Annotated in this window: 19 protein-coding genes; 11 read left to right on the top strand and 8 right to left on the bottom strand. The window is 70.3% G+C overall.

The features are described 5' to 3' along the window. Positions 1-70: 70 nt before the first annotated feature. From E8A74_RS03780 to E8A74_RS51840, 3 genes are all read right to left on the bottom strand, one after another. Complete coding sequence (locus tag E8A74_RS03780; RefSeq protein ID WP_136927510.1) at positions 71-421, bottom strand: HU family DNA-binding protein; 351 nt, start codon at positions 419-421, stop codon at positions 71-73. A 129-nt stretch (positions 422-550) separates the two neighbouring features. Next, the gene (locus E8A74_RS03775) at positions 551-2,671 is read right to left on the bottom strand and encodes a hypothetical protein (RefSeq protein WP_136927509.1); all 2,121 of its coding nucleotides are present in this window, start codon (positions 2,669-2,671) and stop codon (positions 551-553) included. Next, positions 2,649-3,083 carry a hypothetical protein gene (locus E8A74_RS51840; protein WP_170228833.1) on the bottom strand — a complete coding sequence of 145 codons (435 nt, stop codon included), beginning with the start codon at positions 3,081-3,083 and terminating at the stop codon, positions 2,649-2,651. Before E8A74_RS51840 ends, E8A74_RS03775 begins: the two co-directional genes overlap by 23 nt. A 293-nt stretch (positions 3,084-3,376) precedes the next feature. On the opposite strand from E8A74_RS51840, the gene E8A74_RS03765 reads away from it, so the two are divergent. Beyond that, a complete protein-coding gene (locus E8A74_RS03765; protein ID WP_136927508.1) occupies positions 3,377-3,808 on the top strand; it encodes a hypothetical protein in 432 nt (143 codons plus the stop codon). Continuing rightward, entirely contained in the window at positions 3,805-4,332 is a 528-nt protein-coding gene (locus tag E8A74_RS03760; protein ID WP_136927507.1) for a HEPN domain-containing protein, read from the top strand. The genes E8A74_RS03765 and E8A74_RS03760 overlap by 4 nt, the downstream gene beginning before the upstream one ends. 48 nt (positions 4,333-4,380) lie before the next feature. Here the strand turns inward: E8A74_RS03760 and E8A74_RS03755 are convergent, their stop codons facing one another. Next, on the bottom strand, positions 4,381-5,277 hold the full coding sequence (locus tag E8A74_RS03755; protein ID WP_136927506.1) for an SUMF1/EgtB/PvdO family nonheme iron enzyme: 897 nt from the start codon (positions 5,275-5,277) through the stop codon (positions 4,381-4,383). Next, positions 5,277-7,478: a hypothetical protein gene (locus E8A74_RS03750; protein WP_232379357.1), complete on the bottom strand. Its 2,202-nt coding sequence runs from the start codon at positions 7,476-7,478 to the stop codon at positions 5,277-5,279. Before E8A74_RS03750 ends, E8A74_RS03755 begins: the two co-directional genes overlap by 1 nt. 185 nt (positions 7,479-7,663) lie before the next feature. Between E8A74_RS03750 and E8A74_RS03745 the strand changes: the two genes are divergently transcribed. From E8A74_RS03745 to E8A74_RS03725, 5 genes are all read left to right on the top strand, one after another. Beyond that, on the top strand, positions 7,664-9,127 hold the full coding sequence (locus tag E8A74_RS03745) for a GAF domain-containing protein (RefSeq protein WP_136927505.1): 1,464 nt from the start codon (positions 7,664-7,666) through the stop codon (positions 9,125-9,127). 19 nt (positions 9,128-9,146) lie between these two features. Then, the gene (locus tag E8A74_RS03740) at positions 9,147-10,757 is read left to right on the top strand and encodes a sensor histidine kinase (RefSeq protein ID WP_136927504.1); all 1,611 of its coding nucleotides are present in this window, start codon (positions 9,147-9,149) and stop codon (positions 10,755-10,757) included. 33 nt (positions 10,758-10,790) lie between these two features. Next, positions 10,791-12,143: a radical SAM/SPASM domain-containing protein gene (locus E8A74_RS03735; protein WP_232379356.1), complete on the top strand. Its 1,353-nt coding sequence runs from the start codon at positions 10,791-10,793 to the stop codon at positions 12,141-12,143. 127 nt (positions 12,144-12,270) lie between these two features. Next, a complete protein-coding gene (locus E8A74_RS03730; RefSeq protein ID WP_136927503.1) occupies positions 12,271-12,630 on the top strand; it encodes a hypothetical protein in 360 nt (119 codons plus the stop codon). Between the two features lie 4 nt (positions 12,631-12,634). Further along, positions 12,635-14,128, top strand: coding sequence for an HTTM domain-containing protein (locus E8A74_RS03725; protein WP_136927502.1), 1,494 nt, complete (start codon positions 12,635-12,637; stop codon positions 14,126-14,128). Positions 14,129-14,135: 7 nt separating this feature from the next. On the opposite strand, the gene E8A74_RS03720 is transcribed toward E8A74_RS03725, so the two are convergent. Further along, positions 14,136-15,041, bottom strand: a complete 906-nt coding sequence (locus tag E8A74_RS03720) for a polyprenyl synthetase family protein (RefSeq protein WP_136927539.1) — start codon at positions 15,039-15,041, stop codon at positions 14,136-14,138. 103 nt (positions 15,042-15,144) lie between these two features. On the opposite strand from E8A74_RS03720, the gene crtD reads away from it, so the two are divergent. From crtD to E8A74_RS03700, 4 genes are all read left to right on the top strand, one after another. Then, the gene (gene crtD / locus E8A74_RS03715; RefSeq protein WP_136927501.1) at positions 15,145-16,677 is read left to right on the top strand and encodes a 1-hydroxycarotenoid 3,4-desaturase CrtD; all 1,533 of its coding nucleotides are present in this window, start codon (positions 15,145-15,147) and stop codon (positions 16,675-16,677) included. Beyond that, a complete protein-coding gene (locus tag E8A74_RS03710; protein ID WP_232379355.1) occupies positions 16,602-17,555 on the top strand; it encodes a carotenoid 1,2-hydratase in 954 nt (317 codons plus the stop codon). The genes crtD and E8A74_RS03710 overlap by 76 nt, the downstream gene beginning before the upstream one ends. Beyond that, positions 17,552-18,745 (top strand): glycosyltransferase, encoded by a 1,194-nt coding sequence (locus tag E8A74_RS03705; protein WP_136927500.1) that lies wholly within the window; start codon positions 17,552-17,554, stop codon positions 18,743-18,745. Before E8A74_RS03710 ends, E8A74_RS03705 begins: the two co-directional genes overlap by 4 nt. A gap of 157 nt (positions 18,746-18,902) precedes the next feature. Then, positions 18,903-19,520 (top strand): STAS domain-containing protein, encoded by a 618-nt coding sequence (locus E8A74_RS03700; protein ID WP_136927499.1) that lies wholly within the window; start codon positions 18,903-18,905, stop codon positions 19,518-19,520. On the opposite strand, the gene E8A74_RS03695 is transcribed toward E8A74_RS03700, so the two are convergent. Next, positions 19,474-20,280, bottom strand: coding sequence for a lysophospholipid acyltransferase family protein (locus E8A74_RS03695; RefSeq protein ID WP_136927498.1), 807 nt, complete (start codon positions 20,278-20,280; stop codon positions 19,474-19,476). The two genes, E8A74_RS03700 and E8A74_RS03695, sit on opposite strands and share 47 nt — an antisense overlap. Further along, complete coding sequence (locus tag E8A74_RS03690; protein WP_136927497.1) at positions 20,277-21,269, bottom strand: phytoene/squalene synthase family protein; 993 nt, start codon at positions 21,267-21,269, stop codon at positions 20,277-20,279. The genes E8A74_RS03695 and E8A74_RS03690 overlap by 4 nt, the downstream gene beginning before the upstream one ends. Positions 21,270-21,271: the final 2 nt, after the last annotated feature.

Here is a 21,271-nt window from a genome sequence, read left to right as displayed (position 1 = left end):
CGGCGCGCCGGGCGCAAGCGTCACGCGGCCGAAGAGGCGCGTAGAGAGGCGCTTTGCCCGGGGGGGACGATCATTCGTCCTCGTCGATGTCGTCGTCGTCCTCGTCGTCCTCGTCGTCCTTGCCGCCGGTGATCGCGAAGGCGCGGCTCTGGTTGACGAGCTCCTTCAGCTCTTTGCCGACCTTGAAGAAGGGCAGGCGCTTGGCGGGCACCGGGACGGGCTGGCCCGTGCGCGGGTTTCGGCCGCTGTAGGGTTTGTACGGGCGGACGGTGAAGCTTCCGAAGCCGCGGATCTCGATGCCTTCGCCGCGCTGGAGCGCCTCGGTCATCGCATCGAAGATGCAGTTGACCACAAGCTCCGCGCGCGCCTTGGTGAGCTCGCCACGGCCCGCGATCGCGTCGATGAGCTCGCTCTTCGTCATGGAACACCCCTCGGCGGCCGTCACGCCGCCCCCCGTCCCTACGCCCCCCCAACCTCGTGTGACGCCTGGACGGATACGACTTACGATTCCAGGAACTTAGGACACCCCTCGCATTCTGGACGCCCAGCGTCAACGACTTTCGTCCTCCAAGAAATCCAACCTGTCCAGCGCAACCCGCGAACCCGCGGGCTGCGGGCCGAGGCGGACGGTGAGCGCGATGGAGCGAGCGGCGCGCGGGATCGGGAAGGCCGGGAGCGTGACGCAGGGCGAATGCGGGGCCGCGGCGGGGGCGAATTCGTGGGTGTGCAAAGGGTCTCCGTCGACGACGAGCGAGACGGTGACGGAGGCGGCGCCGAGGATGGCGAGGCGCGGCGCGACGCGGCGGCCGGCGAGGAAGGGGGCGGGGAGGGCGAGGGAGACAGCGCCGCTCTTCGCGGGATCGGCGGGCGTGACGGAGAGCCAGCGGCGCGCGGAGGCGCAGGCGTCGGTGGCCCAGGCGGGCAAGGCCCAGGCGTCCTGTTGCGCGAGCGCGGGCCAGAGGTTTTCGCCTTCGAGGGCGAGGGGTGCTTGGAGATCCAACGAGTACGGGACGAGGTGCGGCGGGGCGGGGGGCGCCTCGCCGTCGGGCGGGATCGGGAAGAGGTAGCGATACGCAGGAGGACGGCCGTGCGCCTCCCAGGCGAAGCGATCGAAGGCGTCGCCGCGGTACCGGGCGATCGGTCGTCCGTTCGAGGTCCAAGGATCGTAGGCGAGGTTGAAGCCGTGGTCGGTGTCGACGAAGACGAGCGCACGTGCGGGGAGGCCCGCGAGGCGGGCCGGCTCGAACATCGGGAGGCCGGCTTCACGATCACGCAGCAAGGCGTGATCGAAGCCGGCGCGGAAGGCGAAGCCGAGCGGGACGAGCGCGACGAGGGCCGCGATGCGACGTGACGCGCCGCGGAGGTCTTTTGCGCGCGCGGCGAGGTGCGCGGCGGCGAGCGCGGCGAGGATGTGTTCGAGCGGGAGGACGTCGGCGTAGAAGCGCGCGCCGCCGCCGGGGTAATTGCCGTCGAAGTAGAAGGGGACGTACGCGGCGATCTGGAGGGCGACGGCGATTGGGAGCAGGCGCGCGCGTGGGAGGCGCGCGGCGAGGATCACGCCGAGGAGGACGAGGAGCGTGAAGGGCTCGGCGTTGCCGGCGTCGACGAGGTGTTGTTTGAGGCGGCGGAGCGTGGTCGCGGCGGCGGCGTAGGCGCCGTAGCCGTGCGGGAGGTTGTGCTGGACGAAGTCGCCGTGCTCGCCGAGGCAACCGATCGAGGCGCCGAAGCCGTACCGAAAGCAGCCGGGCGGGCCGTCGGAGAGGGCGTAATAGAGGCGCTGCGACGAGGTGAAGAGCTCGCCGGTGGCCGCATGTTGGTGGGCGAGGAGCAAGCCGAGGCCAGGGAGCGCGCCGAGGGCGAGGAGCACGAGGGCGGTGAGGCGCGCGCTGCGGGGCGCGCGTGCCGTGGCAAAGCGTGTCGTGACGACGAGGAAGGCGAGCGCGAGGAGGAGGGCGAGCGCGGAGGGAGGGCGCGTCGCGGCGAGCCAGCCTGCGAACAAGCCTGCGCCGAGCGAGGGGAGAAGGGCGCGCTCTCCGGCTTCGAGCGCACGCACGGCCGAGAGCGCGAGGGCGAGCGCGCCCGTGAAGCAGAGCGCGGCGAGGCCGTGCGACATGGTGTCGGCGGTGTGGTAGCGGAGCGCGGCACAGAGGACGGAGAAGAGGGTCGCGAGGCGCGGGATCGAGACGCGATCGGCGGCGGGCGTGTTTGCGGGGAGGGCCCGCTCGGCGAGGGCGTAGGTGGCGATCGTGAGGGCCGCGGCGAGGAGCGGGCCGATCGCGAGAGGCGCGTGGGCGAGGAAGCCGAGCGCGAGGAGCGCGGGGTACCCGGGCGGAAAGAGGACGGCGGCGGTGGGCCCGTCGGGGCCGTCGGTGCGCACGAGGAAGCGGCCGAGCGTGGAGGCGACGGGCTCGTCGAGCGGGAAGGCGAGGTGGCCGGCCGCGAGGGCGCGCGCTTCGAGGAAGTAACTGGTGGCGTCGATGATGCGAGGTCCGCCGCGGAGGTAGAGCGCGACGTACGCGGCGGAGAGGGCGGCGGCGGAGAGGGCGGCGAGGGCGAGGAAGAGGCGGGATTTGGTTGCAGGTCGAACGATGCGCGGGGCGAACGCGAGGGCGATCAGCGCGGCGAGGAGGGCGGCGAGCTGAGCGGGGTCACGGGGGAGGCCGAAGCGCACGGGGGGATGTCAAGGGGGGAAGCGCGGGAGGTGTCCGGGAGCGGGTGGAGGGAGAGGGTACATCGGAAGCGGAAGGGGGGCCCTTGCGGAACGCCACGCCGCTCTTGCGGAACAGCGCCCCGCCCTTGCGGAACAGCACCCCGCCCTTGCGGAACGCCACGCCGCCCTTGCGGAACGCCACGCCGCCCTTGCGGAACGCCACGCCGCCCTTGCGGAACGCCACGCCGCCCTTGCGGAACGCCACGTCGCCCTTGCGGAACGCCACGCCGCCCTTGCGGAACAGCATCCCGCCCTTGCAGAACAGCGCCCCGCCCTTGCGGAACGCCACGCCGCCCTTGCGGAACAGCGCCCCGTCCTTGCGGAACGCCACGCCGCCCTTGCGGAACGCCACGCCGCCCTTGCGGAACAGCATCCCGCCCTTCCCGAAAACGATCCCGCCCTCGCGGCGGCCAAAGGCAGGCTCGGGCGTGTCGGGTAGCGCTTGGCGTTGCGCCAAAGGCAGGTCCAGGCGCGCCGACCGTTGGGTCGCTCGTCGCCGTGCCAATGGCCCCGGCTGGTTCTGCCGTTGTGGTCGAGCGTGCTCGCGGGTGCACGATCGTGCGGGTGCGGCTTCCTGATTTCTCTTTGTCTGGCCAGTCGGCCGGGTGCCATGGAGTACGTGCGGTAGAGACACGCATGCGTAATGTGTGCTACGGAATGAGGGTCATGACACGCGCCGCCCACGAGGATCAACTGCTGAAGTCCCTGATTCGCGAGCATCGGAAGCGGAAGGACGAGCCCCTGCATCTGGCCATCCACTTCGAGCACGCGAGACACAAGAGGGATCTCTGCTTGTTCGAAGTGCTCGGTAACTTCGGTAGTGGCTCGATTCACGAGGACAAGAAGTTATTCGAAGTGGCCTTTGCGGCCGCAAGCGTTGGTTCCCGCCTTTCTTCGAGGGATGCTTTGAGGCTCGTGCTCACGAGTCCGGAGGAACTTCGCGAGGCGCTGCGTGCGGGTTGGGCATCTCTGACCCCCATCAAGAAAGCCTTTGCTGACGACGCTGCCACGGTGCTCTTCAGCGATTCGATTGGTAAACACCTACTCGCTGATCTTCAGCACGGAGCCGCGAACGCGAAGAAGAGGCGTATTGCGTGAAGCTGGAGCAAGCTTGGATGACGCAGGCGAAGTCCGATTGGAAGACGGCCCTGCTGCTCACCACCGAAGTAGACGATTGTCAACGGGTAGCGAAGTACCAGCAGGCGGTCGAAAAGTCGGTCAAAGCGCTCGCCGTGGCCCTGACTCGAGCGAAGATTGCCAGTTATGATGTGGGCAGCGCTCATGATGTCGCGCGAATCGCATCGAGTATTCAGGCGGCAGCGCCAGCGTGGAGTCGGCAGTACAAGGATCTCAAGCAATTGCTCCTGAAAGCTTTTGCCCGACATCGTATCGAAATTATCAAACAGCTCGATTCGGTCGTGCCTCAATACCCGGCCAAGGGGCAGCTTGCCAGGCGGAACTCCGAATACCCCTTCCAGCAAGCCGCGGGTGATGTTTGGTGCGCACCTTGCACACCGGCCACGTTCAGCAAGGGTGAGCTGAAGCGCTACGAGGCAACGGTAAAGGTAATTGTCGATATCACGGACAAGCTCGTTTCGGCACTTGGACGGGCCATCCCGTAGCTTCGCAGGTCAGGTGCTCGGCTGCTCAGGGAGCCGCGTCGGAGCGAATCACCCCGCCCCCACCACACACCGAAACCCATACCAAGGGTGCCGCTCGCTCGCGACGGGATGGTTGTCCGCCGGGGACTGGTTCCCCATGAGCCCATGGTCGTGCCAGGTGCCTCCCGTCACGCGGAACATCTTCTCCCGCGGACACGGCTGCTCACCCGCCGTCGAAATGCACGTGATCGGCTTCGGGTCGAACACGAACTCGGCCACATTCCCCGCCGTGTCGTAAAGCCCGAAGGGACTCCGATCCCCCGTGTAACTCGCCACCGGACAGGTCCCGAGATCCACGGCGACCGGCGGCGTGCTGCTCGTGATCGGTCCCACCACGCCGCCCTGCGTCCCGCCCATCGCGCCGCGTTGCCAGCAATGCTCGATCTTCTCCGGCTCGTCGCGGCCCCACGGGTAGGTCCGGTGCCGCTCGCCGAGCCGCTCCGCTTCGCTCATGCGCCCATCCCCGAGCGCGGCCCAGTACGCCTCGTAAATCGTCGGCAGGCGCCGGCCGCCGTTCCACTGGCAGTACGCCTCCGCTTCGGCCGGGCTCACGCAGTTGATCGGATGATCGCCGCGACCAGGCTTGCCCCAGTTGCAATTCGGCTCGTGGAACTTCTGGACGCGGCCTTCGCCCACCGGCGCGACACACGCCTTCGCGCCGACACACGCGGCATAGCCGGAGACCGTCACCTCGGTCGCTTCGATCTGGAACGGCTGCACCGTGACGACCGTGCGGTTCACCGCCATCGATTCGCGGAACGAGAAGGTCGCCCCGGGGATCGAGACCAGGCGCGCGCCCCGCGGCGAGACCGCCAGGCGCCTCGCGTTCTCCGCGTCCGTTCGACCGCAGCCGGTCACGGCGACGGCGAGCACGAGGCCGAGCGGGATCCTCGTCGGGGAGCGCATCAGCGTCCCGCCGACGGCGCTCCGCCGTCCTCCAGGATCCACGCGTGGTACGTGATCCACTCGCCCTCGACGGGCGTGATCGCGAGTTCAAAGCGCGGCGGGAGGTCGGCCGGCAGATCGACGCTCGGCTCGGTCCACGTGGGCCCGGGGCGCGCTTCGAGCTTGCCGAGAAGGCGGCCGTCGGCGCGGACTTCGGCCGCGACCTGCCGGCCCGCGACGGTGCGCACGACGAGACGGCCGCCGCGCCTCGGCGCGTTCATCAGGGCGCGCTCGGGCTCGCCGTGCGGGACGATGCGGCCGGCGTCGAAGAGATCGCGGAGCCTTTGGCCGGGCTCGGGCAGGACGCGGTGCACGACGAAGCCCATGCCCGGACGCGGGAAGTTGTAGCCGTGGGCCTTTTCGTTGACGAGATCCCCGACGTCGAGCTCGTCGATCACGCGCTCGCCTTCCCGCTGCGTGCGGGGCCAGCCGTTCCTGTCGAGCGCGCTCCAGTCGGCCTTGTAGATGACCTTCTCCGCGCCGCCGCAGATCACGTTGCCGACGACGGGCACGCCCACGAGGCGACGGCCGAAGAGGCCCGGGAGGTCGCCCCACCACGACGGGTAGATGGCCATGTGGTCGGGCCGATCCTCGGGCGGGATACGTTCGAGCAGCTCGATCGTGGCGCCGAGGCCGTTCACGCCGGCACGCGCGAAAGGAAGGTCGTGGTAGCCGCCGAGGCCGATGATGTCGAGGCCGGGCAGGTCCGACGCATACATGAGCGCGCCCGCGTCGCCGACGAGCACGCGCTTCGCCTTGCGCTCGGCGAGCACCTTGCCCGCGACCACGTGCTGGTCGCGGATGTTGCGGCTCGCGCGGCCGAAGAACCAGATCTGATCACGCATGTTCGGCGCCTGGTGGACGCCGTAGAGGACGACCACGCCGCACGCGATCGCGATCCGAAGCGCGAGGAGGCCCCGCGCGCGGCGCGTCGCTTCGAGCGCGGGCATGAGGAGCACGCCGAGGCCCATCGCGGCGAGGATGAACAGCCACGCGACGGCGCTCATCGTGTAGCGCTCGTTTTGCCAGCGGACCTGGCCGTTCAGCGAGACGAGCAGGAGCCAGCCCACGACCTGCGCCCAGAGCATGGCCGCGATCCTGCGGGTCTTTTTCGAGAAGAACGGGATCAGCGCGACGAGCGGGACGACCCAGCCCCAAGGGAGGTTCTGGCCGGGGATCCAGTCGGCGAAGTGGTGCTGCGTGTTGCGCAGGACGACGTACTTCAGGTGCGAGAGGTACTCGTCGAGCTTCTGCTCCCCGTTCATGTAGGGGTGGTTCAGCGCGAGCTTGACGATCGCGCCGGCCGCCGCCCATTCGCCGGTGAAGAGGCGGTTCGCCACGGCCTGCGCCACGGCCACGATCGCGCCGGGGATCGAGGCGCGGAGCAAGGTCGCGAACGCGGCGCGGAGGCCGAGGGGCCTGCGCACGAGGAGCGCGGCGTAGAACGCGAAGATCGCGATGCACACGACGGACTCGGGCCGCGTCGCGTAGAGCAGCGCGCCCGCGAGGCCCGCGAGCAAGCCGTCGCGGCGCACGGCGCGGGGATCGTCGGGCGTCTTGCCGATCGAGAGGATCGGCAGGAGCATGAGCGCCCAGACGCCGAGGTGGAACGCGTTCTCCATGCCGCTGAAGAGCGACCAGTCGAGGGCGCCGAGCGAGAGGACGGCCGGCGGCAAGAGGTACTTCGCAGCGCGTCCGAGCGGCTCACATGCGCGTCCGGCGACGACGAGGAAGAACGTGGTCGAGATGCAGGCGATGAGCGCCGCCCACGCCATGAGGTCGAGGCTGCGGAAGCCGAGGAGGTAGCCGAGCGAGAGCGTGAACGGGTAGAGCAGGCTCGTGTTGCCGCTGGAGAAGCCGTTGCCCTCGGACCACTGGAAGGGAAAGCCGCGGGCCGCGGCGCGCGCGTAGTCGAAGTGGATGAAGACGTCGTCGAGCGGCGCCGACCAGCCGCCCCGCGTCTGCACGTGCATGTACCCGTAGAACACCGTGGCCGCGTAGAGGACGCAGGCCCAGGCGTAGACGGGGTAGAGCACGCGGTCGATCGCGGGCCAGCTCTCGACGACACGCGCGAAAAAGCCCGGGTCGTAGGTGTCGCCGCGTTGCTGGGCCCCGTGGGGGGAGGCCGCTTCCGCTTCGTCTTTGTCCAGTGTGGCGGGCACGGGGGACTCTTATTACACGATCCCCGGTTCGGCCCGCGCGCCGACCTCGTCGTGACGCACGGGGCCCGGCCGAACCCGGGGACCATGAATTCCAAGGGCGCGCGCGTTGACCGGCCCTTGCCGCACCTGTAGAAAAGAACCGCGTTCGAGCGTCGCGGAAGGCGCCGACGCCGAATGGACGACCGATGCGCTGGTTCGTGGAAATCTCGTCGGCCGGGCCCTCCGCCGAACCTCCGGCAAAGCTCACCGTGGAGGCCCCGCAGTGGCAGCCCGCGCTCCAGAAGGCCCGCGCGATGCGCGGGGACGACGGGTCGCTCGGCAACTTCTCGATCGAGCTTCTCGACGACGGCTACAAGGCCGTCGATCCGGTAAAGAAGCTCCGCTACGTGGTGCGCAAAGCGCCCGACACGGCCGAGCTCTCCCCCGGCGGGCAAGCCGCCGCCGAGCCGCCGAAGGGCCGGCCGGCCGTCACCGCCCCCCCGCGCGTCGCAACCCCGCCCCGCGCGACGCCCGCGCCCGCGGCCACGCCGCTGCCGAACCCCCGCGTGCTTTCGAGCCGCGAGGTGGCCGCCACGGAGAGCTCGCCGCTGACGTACCGCGAGCACGTGTACGTCGTGCCCGAGGGGACGGCGGTCGAGGTGGCGCGGCGGGTCGTGCTGGATCGGTTCGAGGCCGTGAAGAAGGCGCTCGACGGCGAGCGCGGCGTGCTCGTGAACCTCGCGGTGTTCGATCACGCCTACGAGGGGAAACCCGCGCGCGCGCCGCTCGTCACGCTGATGTGGAAGGACTGGCGCGGCGAGCCGGAGGTGCGTCCGCCGGCGCCGCAGCCGAGCAAGTCCGTGGCCGCCGCCGCGCCGCGTCCCGCTTCGACGCCGCCGCCTGCGCAACGCGCCGTCTCGACGCCGCCGCCCGCGCAGCGGTCCGTCTCGACGCCGCCTGCGCGTTCGCCTTCGTCGCCGCCGCCTGCGCAGCGGTCCGTCTCGACGCCGCCGGCACGTTCGCCCTCGGCGCCGCCTCCGCGCGCGGCGGCCGGGTCGAGCCCCGCGATCAAGGCCGCGGTCACGACGACCACGAAGTCCACGCCGCCGAAGGCGCGTGTTCGCTCCGCCGAAGAGCTGATGAAGGAGCTCGAAGGCGCCTCGACCGATCTGCACTTCCTGAGCGACGCGCTCGAAGGCGCCGACTTCGTGATCTCGATCCTCCGGGAGCAGCTCCCGAGCGAGCTCATCCTCGTCTGGTTCCACGACGCCGAGAAACGCGAGCTCGTCCTCGTGCGCCAGCAAGGCGGCAAGCACGACAGGCTCCTCGCCCGCATGCCCGATCGCACGGGTCTCGCGCAGGCGGCCATCGCCAACAAGAAGGCCCTCGTCATCACCGACGCGCAGCGCGATCCACGCGCCGTCGACGCGCGCTGGAAGGCCTTCGGCATCGATCCGAAGAGCATCGCCTGCGCGCCCGCGCTCGGCGGCGGCAAGACGCTCGGCCTCATCGAGATCGTGAACCCCACGGGCGGCGGTCGATACGCCACGGCCGAGGGCAACGCGCTCACCTACGTCGGCAAGGAGCTCGCGGAGTTCCTCACCATCCAGGGCGTCGTGCTCGATCCGGAGAAGATCCGGGCCACGGCGAACAAGGCGGCGGCGCGCTAGGCGCGCGGCGAGACCGTCCATGCAGCGTCGTCGGCTGCGCGAGCGGCTGCTCTACTTCGCGATCGTCCCCTCGATCGTCTTCGCCGTCCTCGTGCTCGGCGGCATCGCGCTGCGCACCACGCTCCAGATCGAGAAGGCGCGCCAGCAGACCGTCTTCGACGCCACGCTCACGCTCGCCGACGAGCGCGTCGACCGGCTCGACAAGCTCATCATCGCGCAGGACAACGTCGTCGCGGCGCACGTCGACATCGCGAACCTCAACACGATCGCGCGCCGCTGGTTGCCCACGGCCTCCCGCGAGACGCCGACGGTGCGCGCGATCCTGGTGCTCGACCTGAGCCACGAGTCGCGCGACGTGCTCGCCTTCGCCTCGCGCGCGCCGGGCCGCGAGGACGACGCGTTTCGCAGGCTCCTCCTTGGCCGGCTCTTCTCCAGCCTGAACTTCGACGGCGATACGGAGGAGCTGCGCCACCTGCACCAGATCATCGATCAGCAGAGCATCCTGATCAGCTACTGGCAGCGCACCTACGCGGGCCGGCGTTACCTCGTCGTCGCCTGGCACGACGTGCCGCGCCTCGTGCACGACGTCTTCCCGCGGCTCTACCGCGACATCGATCGCGGCAACAGCCGCATGAACGTCATCGACGAGGAGGGCCGCATCGTCTTCGGCCCGCCCATCAAAGGCGGCGAGTTCACCGTCGGCCGCCCCTTCCCGACCACGCTCTACAACTGGCGGCTCCAGATCGCGCTGACCAGCGCCGACGACCTCGGCGACAAGGTCGAGCGGCAGCGTATGGTCGAGCTCGGCATGGTCGGCTTCGCGGCGATCGTGGTGCTCGTCGGCGTCACGATCATCATCTTCGCGTCGATGAAGGAGCGCAGGCTCGCCGCGCTGAAGAGCGACTTCGTGGCGAACGTCTCGCACGAGCTGAAGACCCCGCTCGCGCTCGTCCGCATGTTCGGCGAGATCCTGCTCGCCGATCGCGTGGCCAGCGAGGACAAGCGCCGGCAGTACCTCCAGATCATCGTGAGCGAGAGCGAGCGGCTCACGGCGCTGATCGAGAACGTCCTCGATTTCGCCAAGGTCGAGCGTGGAAAGGCCGCGTACGAGTTCGCGCCCGGCAAGCTGGAGGACGTCGTCAGCCGCGCCGTCGACGTCTATCGCTACCGCGCCGAGCGGGACGGCATCGTCGTGCACCTCGTGAGCGCCGAGGGCATGCCCGAGGCGATGCTCGACGCCCGCGCCATGGAGCTTGCGATCATCAACCTGCTCGACAACGCCTTCAAGTACGCGAAGGACGGCGGCCGGGTCGACGTCGAGGTCGCCTCGGAGGACGACGCGGTCGTCGTGCGCGTGAGTGATCGGGGCCCCGGGATCGATCCCGACGAGCAGGAGCGCATCTTCGAGCGTTTCGTGCGCGGGCGGCGGGCGGGCGAGCAGCGCATCCGCGGCAGCGGCATCGGGCTCGCGCTCGTCAAGCACATCGCCGAGAGCCACGGCGGCAGCATCGAGGTGAAGAGCCCCATCCTGGAAGACGGCCGCGGCAGCGTGTTCGTGCTGCGAATTCCGGTGTCCCGTGGGCATGCGCCTCGGAAGTTGCCAATCGCGGGGGCTTCCTCCGTGGCGTAGACTCTTCGTGTGTCTTCGGCTTCTGATCCTTCCTTGATCCCTCTCCGGGAAGCCGACGGCTTCGAGCCGCCGGTGCCCACACCTCTCCTCACGCCGCGAACGGTCCTCGTCCGCAATCGCTCGCTCCCCGTGGCGCCGCTGGCCGATCCGCCGCGGCGTCATCTGCCGCTCGCGGGTCCTTCGCGTGGCGTCGACCAGGCGTGGCGGCCGATCTACGTGATCTGGGAGATCACGCTGCGCTGCGATCTCGCCTGTCATCATTGCGGATCACGCGCGGGACGAGCGCGACCCGAGGAGCTCTCCACCGAGGAGGCGCTCGACCTCGTGCGGCAGATGCGGGACCTCGAGGTCACCGAAATCACGCTGATCGGCGGCGAGGCGTACCTGCGTGACGACTGGGACGTCATCGCGAAGGCGATCGTCGACGCCGGGATGACCTGCACGATCACCACGGGAGGTCGAGGTTTCTCCGCCGAACGCGCGCGGCGCGCGAAGGCCGCGGGCGTGCGTAGCGTTTCGGTGTCGATCGACGGGCTCGCCGCGACCCACGACATGTTGCGCGGCGTGAAGGGCAGCCACGCGAGCGCGATGGAGGCGCTCCGGAACACGAAGGAGGCGGGGCTCGTCGTCAACGCCAACACGCAGATCGGCCGCCTCAACCTCGCCGAGGTTCCTGCGGTGTTCGAGGGGTTGATCGCGGCGGGTGTCGACACGTGGCAGGTGCAGATCACGGTCGCCATGGGCCGCGCCGCCGACCAGCCCGAGGTGCTGCTCGAACCGTGGCAGATGCTGGAGGTGATGCCGATGCTCGCGGCCTTGAAGGAGCGCGGCGATCGGCACGGGCTGCGCATCTGGCCCGCCAACAACATCGGCTACTTCGGCCCGTACGAGCACGTGCTGCGGGGCTCGTTCCCCATGGGATACAACGGCTCGTGTGGCGCGGGCCGCACGTTGCTCGGCGTCGAGGCCAACGGCGATCTCAAGGGTTGCCCGTCGCTACCGTCGCAAGCGTACGTGGGCGGCAACATCCGGGAGCGATCGTTGCGAGAGGTCTGGGAGCAGACCGATGCGCTGCGCTTCACGCGCGACCGCACCGTGGACGAGTTATGGGGCCACTGCGGCGACTGCTATTACGGCGACGCCTGCATGGCCGGCTGTAGCTGGACGGCGCATGTGCTCTTCGGGCGACGTGGCAACAACCCGTTTTGCCATCACCGCTCGCTCGAACTTTTGCGCAAGGGGCGGCGCGAGCGGCTCGTCCCTGCGGAGGCGGCCTCGGGCAAACCCTTCGATCACGGGCGTTTCGAGCTGATCGAGGAGGACTGGCCCGCGCACGATCTCGACGACGCGCGGCGACGCTACGGCCTCGCCCCGGTTGTGCCTTGACACGAAGCGCGAGTCCGGAGACCTGTAAGGAATGAAAGCTTCCCTCGCGCCTTGCCCTTCTTGCAACCGTCACATCCGCATATCCGAGGCCACGTGCCCGTTTTGCGGACAAGCCGTCCCCGAGGACATGGAATCGCGCGCGCGCACGCTCCCCACGGGGCGCCTGACCCGCGCGATGATCTTCGCGTTCGGCAGCACGCTCGCCGCGGCCGCGTGTGGCAGCGACGTCAAAGACGGCTCGGGAGGTGCGGGCAGCACGGGTGACGTGGGCGGCTTCGGTGGCTCTCCCAGCGTCGGTGGCGCATATGGCGGCGGCCCCGGTTGGGGGGGCGGCGGCATGGGCGGCTCTCCCGGTGTCGGCGGCGCGTACGGCGGCGGCCCGGGTTGGACGACCGGTCCCGGCGTGGGCGGCGGCGGGATGGGCGGCGTGGGCGGCGTGGGCGGCGCGGGTGGCGACGGCGGCGACGGCGGCTCCGGCAGCAAGTGATGCGATGACCGAACCCGGATCCCTCCGGGCGTCGTACCTCTCGATCGATCGGCGCCTGCTGGGTCTGTTTCGGATCTACCTCGGCGTGGTCCTGCTCGGGGATCTCGGCCGCAGGTTGCCCGAGCTCGCGCTTTTCTACAGCGACGAAGGCGTCTTGCCTTCCCACCTGTCGCTGTTCGCGCCGCTCGCATCCCCGAACTTCTCGCTGCTGCACGCCTTCACCTCGCCGGGCGAGGTGGCCTTCGCGTTCGTCCTGTTCGCGTGTGTCTACCTCGCGCTCGTCGCGGGCTTTCACACGAAGCTCGCGCAGATCCTCGCGCTGCTCGTCTGGACGAGCCTCGGCGCGCGCAACCTGTTCCTGGAGAACTCGGGCAACGCGGCGATGGCGGCGCTGCTCGTGTGGACGACGTTTCTCCCGCTCGGCGATCGGTACTCCGTCGACGCCTGGCGAAAGGCGCGGCGCGGCGAGCCCGAAGGCGAAGCGGCCTTCACCTCGCTCGCCGTGCTCGCCCTCGCGCTCCAGATCGCCGCGATTTACCTGCTCAACGCCGTCCAGAAGAGCGGAGCGACGTGGCGCGCGGGCGAGGCGGTGCACGATGTCCTCTGGCAACACCGCCTCACCACGTCGGCCGCGGGCCTGCTTCGGCTTCACGAGCCCGCGTGGCTGTCGCCGGCTCTGTCGTGGTTCACGCTCGTGATCGAGTGGAGCGCGCCGCTGCTCGTGTTGTCTCCGCTGCGGACAGGCGCCACGCGGACGCTCCACTTCGTGCTCACGACGGCGCTGCACCTCGGCATCGCGTTGCTCTTTTCGGTGGGCGTCTTTTCCTGGGCGATGATCGGCTTCAACCTGCTGCTTTTGCCGCCGACGGCCATCGACGCCCTGCTCCGTCGCGTCCCCTTTTTCGCGAGGCTCTCCCGATCGAGCGCGGCGTCGAGCCTCCCGCCGCCGAGTCCTTTGCCCTTTTTCGAGCACGTTCATCGCTGGGGACGCGCGCTGCGCGAGACGGCTGTGCTGCTCGTGCTGGTCACGATCGGCGCGCAGATCACCCAGGACAATGCCGTCGTGCCGACGTGGTTGCGCGTGCCTCCGCCGTTTCCCACGCCGGTCCGGTACCTGCGCCTGATCCAGGGCTGGAACCAATTCGCCCCCGAGGCGCCGCGCCACGACGGGACCTTCGTCGTGGATGCGCGCACCGAATCCGGTCGGCACATCGACCCGCTCACCGGCGCGCCCCCCGATTTCGACGTGCTCATGCGCGGCCCGGGCGCGATGAGCCAGCTCCGGTGCGAATACTTTTATCACGTGCGGCGCGAGCCCTTCGCGCGCTACCGCGACGCGCTCGCGCGCTGGCTCCTCGACTGGCACCGTCGCGAAGGGCTCGCCGCCTCCGAGCGGATCGTCGCGCTCGACGTCTGGTGGGTCTCCGCCGATGCCCCACCTCCCGGCGAAACGACGCCCCGCAATCTACGGAAGACGCAGATTCTCCATCACCCTTGAGGCCGCTTCAAACCTCGGGTTGTTCGGCCTGCGCGCCTTGCGACACGGCCACGTGGGCGCGGCGGCGGATGCGCTCGACCACCTGCGTGGCCCAGCGCGCGAGATCCTCGCGGCCGGGGCAGTCCGGGATCGACAGGATCGCGGCGTCGACGAGCTGTTCGAAGAGGTGCGTCGAGGCGCCGAGCCCGAGGTCGGACGCCGCGTTCGGCCGCCCGAGCGCTGCGTCGCGGCCCACGGGTTTGCCTGCGCTCGCCGCGTTGCTGAGCACGTCGAGCATGTCGTCGGCGATCTGGTAGGCCTCGCCGATCCGCTGCCCGAACCCGCGCCACGCCTCCGCCTCCTCCGCATCGGCGCCGGCCGCGACCGCGCCGCCCACCGCGGCAGCCTCGAAGAGCGCGCCCGTCTTGGCCCTTCGATAGAGCGTCGCCGGGATGCTCGGCTCGCTCTCCCAGCCCTGGCCCGCGATGATCCCGTACGGCATGCCCACGCCGCGGCCGACCGTGGTCACGAGTTTGCCGAGCCGCAGCGGCGCCGCGGCCGACGCGCGGGCCAGGACCTCGAAGGCGAGCGTGAGGAGCTGGTCGCCGGCGAGCACGGCGAGCGGCTCTCCGAAGGCACGGTGTGTCGAAGGTTGTCCGCGCCGGGTCAGGGCGGCGTCGAAGCAGGGCAGGTCGTCGTGGACCAGCGACGCGCAATGCATGAGCTCGACGGCCGCGGCGACTCCGTCGGCGAGCCCCGGCACGTCTTCCCCGCAGGCCATGGCGACGCGCAGGCAGAGCTGCGGCCGGATGCGAGCGCCGGCCGGGAACACGGAGTGATAGACGGCGGCCGCGAGGCGGGGCGGGGCACCCGGGGCGCACATCGGATCGAGGGCTGCGCGCAGAGCGCGCTCGACGCGACTGGAGACGTCCATGCAAGGGGTATCGTCCATGGATGTGGAACCCTTGTCAAGGGTTTGGTGGTCCATGATGAACAAACTCTAGACAGATGTCCAAGGTTGTTGTAGGAACGGGCTCATGGCGAACAGGACGAGCCGTGCGGTGGTGATCGGCGCCGGCGTGGGCGGCCTGGTGTCGGCGCTGGAGCTGGCTCGTCGGGGGATCGAAGTCGTGGTCCTCGAACGTGCGCCCAGGGTCGGCGGCAAGATGCGGCAGGTCGACGTGGGCGGACGGGCGATTGATGCCGGACCTACGGTCATGACCATGCGCTGGGTCCTCGAAGAGGTGTTTTCTTCGGCGGGAGCCTCGCTCGACGCTGAGATTACCCTTCGGCGGGCGGAGGTGCTTGCGCGACACGCCTGGGGAGAGGGGCCCACGCTCGATTTGTACGCCGATCTCGACCGCTCCGTCGCGGCCGTATCGACGTTCGCCGGCCGCGCCGAGGGCGAGGGATACCGGCGGTTCTGCGCGTATACCCAGCGCATTTACGAGACCGTGCAGAAGCCGTTTCTCTGTTCGGAGCGCCCGAGCCTCAGCTCGGCGATGGTCGCGGTCGGCTCGCTCGGCCTCCAGGGAATGCTCTCCATCGACGGACACCGGACCCTCTGGAAGGCCCTCGGCGAGTTTTTCCAAGACGCACGTTTGCGCCAGCTCTTCGGCCGCTACGCCACGTATTGCGGCTCCTCGCCGTTCCTCGCGCCGGCGACGCTCAACGTGATCGCCCACGTCGAGCGCGACGGCGTCTACCTCGTCGAGGGCGGCATGTACCGGGTCGCCGAGGCGCTCGCGCGGGTGGCCGAGCGCCTCGGGGTCACGATTCGCTGCGGCGAGCACGTCACGGAGCTCGTCGTGGAAGGCAACCGGGCCGCGGGCGTGCGCCTCGCCTCGGGCGAGCGGCTGCAGGCCGACCTCGTCGTCCACAATGGCGACCCCGCGGCGCTCTTCCAGGGAATGCTCGGCGCGTCCGGGAGGCGCGCAATCCCGGCCCCCGCGGAGCGCTCGCTCTCGGCCCTCACCTGGGCGTTCGTGGCCGAGGCGCGGGGCGGCTATCCGCTCACGCGCCACAACGTCTTTTTCTCGAAGGATTATCACGAGGAGTTCCGCGACCTCTTCGATCGTGGCGTCTTGCCCCGAGAGCCCACGGTGTACGTCTGCGCCCAGGATCGCGACGACGGGGATCAAGCGCCTCCGGGCCCCGAGCGGTTCCTCTGCCTCGTCAATGCGCCGGCCCGCGGGGATCAGCGCGCCCTTACCACTTCGGAGATCAAGCAATGCGAAACAGCAGCGTTCTCGCTCCTCGAACGGGCGGGTCTCGTCTTACCGCCGTTTGCCGCGCCGCCCGTCGTGACGACACCGAGCGAGTTCGATCGCATGTTCCCAGCGACGGGGGGGGCCCTGTACGGCCCGGCGTCGCACGGGTGGAAGTCCCCGTTCGTCCGGGCGGCGTCGCGCACGAAGATCCCGGGGCTCTACCTGACGGGTGGAGCCGCGCATCCGGGGGCGGGCGTGCCGATGGCGGCGCTGAGCGGGCGCCTGTGCGCGAAAGCCGTGATCGAGGACCTCGCTTCGACGAGCCGGTCCCGCGAAACGGTTATGCGTGGTGGTATCTAGACGCGCTCAGCGACGACGGCCGCAGCGGCATCACCATCATCGGCCTCGTCGGGAGCGTCTTTTCGCCGTTTTATGCGGCCGCACGCAAGCGCGGCCCCGCCGACCCGCTCGCCCATTGCTCGATGAACGTCGCGCTGTATGGGCCCGCGCGTGATGCGTGGTCGTTCACCGAGCGCGGCGGGACCGACGTGCGCCGGTATGGCACGGCGCTCGTCATCGGCACGAGCTCGATGGAGTGGCAGGACGATACGCTCGTCGTCCGTTTCGAGGAGGAGACCGCGCCGCTGCCGGGCCGCGTTTCGGGCACCGTGCGGATCCATCCGCTCGCGATCGTCCACGAATCGTTCGTCCTCGACACGCACGGCCGTCACCGCTGGGCGCCGATCGCGCCGATCGCCCGCGCCGAAGTCGACATCCGCCGCCCCGAGGGCACGCGCTGGACGGGCATGGCGTACGTCGACTCGAACTTCGGCAGCGAGCCGCTCGAAGACGGCTTCACCGGCTGGAACTGGAGCCGCGCCACCACGCGGCGCCGCACGGTCGTGACGTACGACTCGGTTCGTCGTGACGGAACCCGTGATCTCATCCAGCACAGCTTCGGCGCCGACGGACGGTCCGAGCCGCTCGAACCGCTCGCCCTCGCGCGCGCGCCGCGCACGCTGTGGGGCATGGAGCGCCCCGTGCGGGTCGATCCGGGCACGTCCCCGCGGGTCGTGCGCACGCTCGAAGACACACCGTTCTACGCGCGCTCGCAGCTCTCCGGCCGTTACCTCGGCGAACACGCGCACGGCGTGCACGAGGCGCTCTCGCTCGATCGGTTCCGCACCCGGGTGGTGCAGTTCATGCTGCCGTATCGGATGCGACGCGTCTCGCCATGACGACGGACGTCCCGAGCCTCCTCGGTTTCCTGCTCTTCGGGTGGTCCTTCGCGGTCGCCTCGACCTCGCTCGAAGCCGTCCGGCGCGCGACCTTCGCCCCGCGCGCCGCCCTCCGGAGAGGCGCGGAGGCGGACGTCCGGAAGGAAAACCCCACGGTCCTCGTCGTGCGCCCGTGCGCGGGCAGCGAACCCTCGCTCGAACGTACGCTCGCCTCGCTCGCCCGCGCGAAGCGCTCCTTCGACGTCCGGTGCCGCTTCGCCATCGAGGAGGCCTCCGACCTCGCCTTGCCCGCGGCGCGCATGGCGGCCGAGGCGCTCGCGCGCGCTGGGATCGAGGCCGAAATCGTCTTCACTGGTGGCGGCGGACCGAACCGCAAGGCCGCGCAGCTCGCGGCCGTGGCCGAGGGCGCCGACGTCCTGATCGTCACCGACAGCGACGTCGATCTCGATGGGGTCGACCTCGATGCCCTCGTCGCGCCGCTCGTCGGGCCATCGCCTGCGTGGGTCGCGTGGGCGCCGCCGGCCGAGCATGCGCCTCCGCGGACGCTCGGCGATCACGCCTCCGCGGCTGTCCTCGGCGCCTCGCTTCACGCCTTCCCGCTCCTCGCGCGCCTCGATCCACGTGGCCTCGTCGGCAAGCTCTTCGCCATCCGCGCGAGCGCGCTCGCCGCGATCGGCGGCTTTGGCTCGCTCGTCCACTACCTCGGCGAGGACATGGAGATCGCGCGGCGCGTCCGCGCGAAGGGGGGCTCGGTCGTGGCCGTGCCGATCGTGGCGCGCTCGCTCGCCGAGGGACGATCGTGGGAGGCCGTGATCGCTCGCTTCTCTCGGTGGCTCACGGTGATCCGCGTGCAGCGCCCGCTCCTCTTGTGGAGCTACCCCGCGCTCTTCTTCGCCACCTGGCCCATCGTCCTGCTCGCGGCCGTGTTTGCCTTCGTCGTCCCGCAGGTCGCGCTCGGCGCCGCGCTGCTCGCGCTGCTCGCGCGCCTCGTCATCGCGCTCGCCGCCGCGCGCGCTGCGGGGCGCCCGGTGGGCCTCGCCTCTGCGTTGCGGGATGCCGTCCTCGCCGACGTCGTGCTCGCCTTCGCGTTCACGCGTGCCCTACGATCGCGTACGGTCCTGTGGCGGGATCGTGTCCTCGTCGTCGACCGTGCCGGCCTTTTGCGTCAGCCCTCCGCCCTGAAACCGTGAGGTCGGCCCTCCTGGGGATCTTGGTAACGACGACGCGAGAGAAACGTCGCAAAATTGGCGCATTTCCCGCGTAGGTTGCGTCGTCGAGCGCTGCCCCGACGAGGAAGGTTCGTGGTATCGATCGAGCGTCGGTCGGGGGGTCGTTGGTCGTTGCGCCTTGATCTCGAAGGCGGTCGAGCGGTGCGTGGGGGAGGCCGAGCCGTTCGACCTCGAGCTCGAGCTGCTCACCTACCACAAGCGCAGGCTCTGGGTGCGCGCGGCCGGCCACGCGCAGGTGGAGGACGGCGAGGTCGTGCGAATCTTCGGCGCCTTCCAGGACATCCACGACAAGAAGCGGCGCGAGCTCGAGCTCCAGGAAAAGCTCGCGATCATCGAGCAGCAGCGCTCGACGATCCACTCCATGTCCGCGCCGATCATCCAGGTCTGGGACGGCGTGCTCGCGCTCCCCGTCGTGGGTCAGCTCGACGAGGCGCGCGCCGCGGACATCACCGAGCGCCTCCTCCAGACCGTGGTCTCGCTCGGCGCGGCGCAGGTGATCCTCGACCTCACCGGCGTCGAGGCCGTCGACGACGCGACCGCCGATCACCTCCTGCGCATCATCCGCGCGACGTCGCTCCTTGGGGCGCAAAGCATCATCACGGGCGTTCGCCCCGCCGTGGCGCAGACGCTCGTCGCGCTCGGGGCCGACCTCACGAAGACGACGGTGCGGAGCAACCTGCGCGAGGCGATCAAGGCCGCGATGAGGTCGCCTTCCGACGCGCGTCCCCGGCGCTGAGCGGCGGCGCGGCCTTCGGCGCCCGCATCACCCACGGCCGCGTCATCGCGGCGAGCATCACTTCGAGCACGCCGCCCACGCGCGAGGGCGCCGCGCGAAACACCACCTCGAAGCCCGCCGCGCCCTCGCCGCGCAGCGCGCGCTCGATCCGGACAAGCTCCGCCTCCACGGCCTCTTCCTGCGCCGCGCGGCCCTTCGCCGTGTCCCGCTCGGCCGGCAGGGGCTCGCCGAACGAGAGCCACAACGTAGGCCGCTCCGTTCCGCCGAACTCGTACCGGAGCCCCACCGGCAGCGTGCGCGCCTTGCGCGAGACCCGCGCGATCTCCGCCGATCCCGGCCGAAACCCGAGCGGCCTCTCCGTGACCGGCCGCTCCTGCCCTTGCGGATACACCCACACGAGCTTGCCCGGCGTATCGAGTAGACGTGCCGCGTGGCGCATCCCGAGCGCGCCGTCCGCGGGTTTGTCGAGGTCCACGCCGAACGCGCCGACGAGCGAGAAGAAAGGCAGGCGCCGGAGGTTTTTCGCGTCCATCATCGCGTAGCCGTCCGTGCCGAGCAGGTGCGTCGAGACGTGCATCGCGACGAGCGGATCCCACCACGACGTGTGGTTCGAGACGACGAGCAGCGGCGCCTCCTTCGCGAGCGCCCGCGCCCGATCGAGCCCCTGCGCGCGCACCTCGCCGAACGTCGCCTGGATCCGCGAGCGCGCGTGGCCCGAGAACCACGTGTTGAACCAGGACACCTTGCGTGCAGGGATCATCGACCCCTGCGGTTCGAGCGCGCGCACGCGTCGACGAGGAACTGCACCTCGGGCAGCGCCGGCGGCCCGACCTGCGCATCGCGGTCGACGTGCGGGAGCGGCACCCGCGGCGTGGGCGCGGCGAGCGCGCGCAGGAGCAGCCAGAGCTTGCGCCCGAGCGGCACGTACGCGCGGCTCGTCACGGAGTCGAAGCCCGCGCCAAAGACCACGCGCCCGATGTCGGCGTAGATCAAGCTCGCCGCGCGGATCGAGGCCTGGCAGTCGCGCGGCAGCATCGTGATCCCGAGGTCCGCGCGCGTGTAGAGCCCCGACGCGTGGCGCAAGAGCCGCTCCACCACGCCGCCGAGCGCCGCCGTGAACACGGGCCGCGCGACCCATGGTTCCACGTCGATCCCGGCCTCCTCCAGCCACGCGAGGGGCAGGTACACGCGCCCGTTTCGCGCGTCCTCGCCCACGTCGCGCGCGATGTTCGTGAGCTGCATGGCGACGCCGAGGTCACACGCGCGCGCGAGCGCCTTCGGGTCCCGCACGCCCATGAGCACGCTCATGATCACGCCGACCGTCGAGGCCACACGCGCGCAGTACGCGTGCAAATCGGAGAGCGTCTTGTACCGCCGCCCCGCGGCGTCCCAGGCAAACCCTTCGATGAGCGCTTCCATCACGGCGCGCGGCAGGTCGTGCGCGCGCGCCACGTCCGAAAACGCCCGATCGACCGGCGAATCGTGGGGTTTGCCCTCGTACGCCGCGGCGAGCCGCGCTTGCAGCGCCTCCACCGCGCCGGGCTCGCTCGCCTGATCGACCACGTCGTCGGCCACGCGGCAGAACGCGTAGACCGGCAGCATCGGCACGCGCACCCGCTTCGGCAGGAGGAGCGACGCGGCGAAGAAGCTCTTCGAACCTTTTCGCAAGAGCTCCCGACACGCGGCGAGATCGTCGGCCGTGGCCGTGCGCTCGGCAGGCGACGGGAGGAGCGGCGCGCCGAGGGTCATGG

The sequence above is a fragment of the Polyangium fumosum genome (assembly GCF_005144585.1).
In the GTDB taxonomy this organism is placed as follows: domain Bacteria; phylum Myxococcota_A; class Polyangia; order Polyangiales; family Polyangiaceae; genus Polyangium; species Polyangium fumosum.
This window is presented reverse-complemented; position numbering and strand designations above follow the sequence as displayed.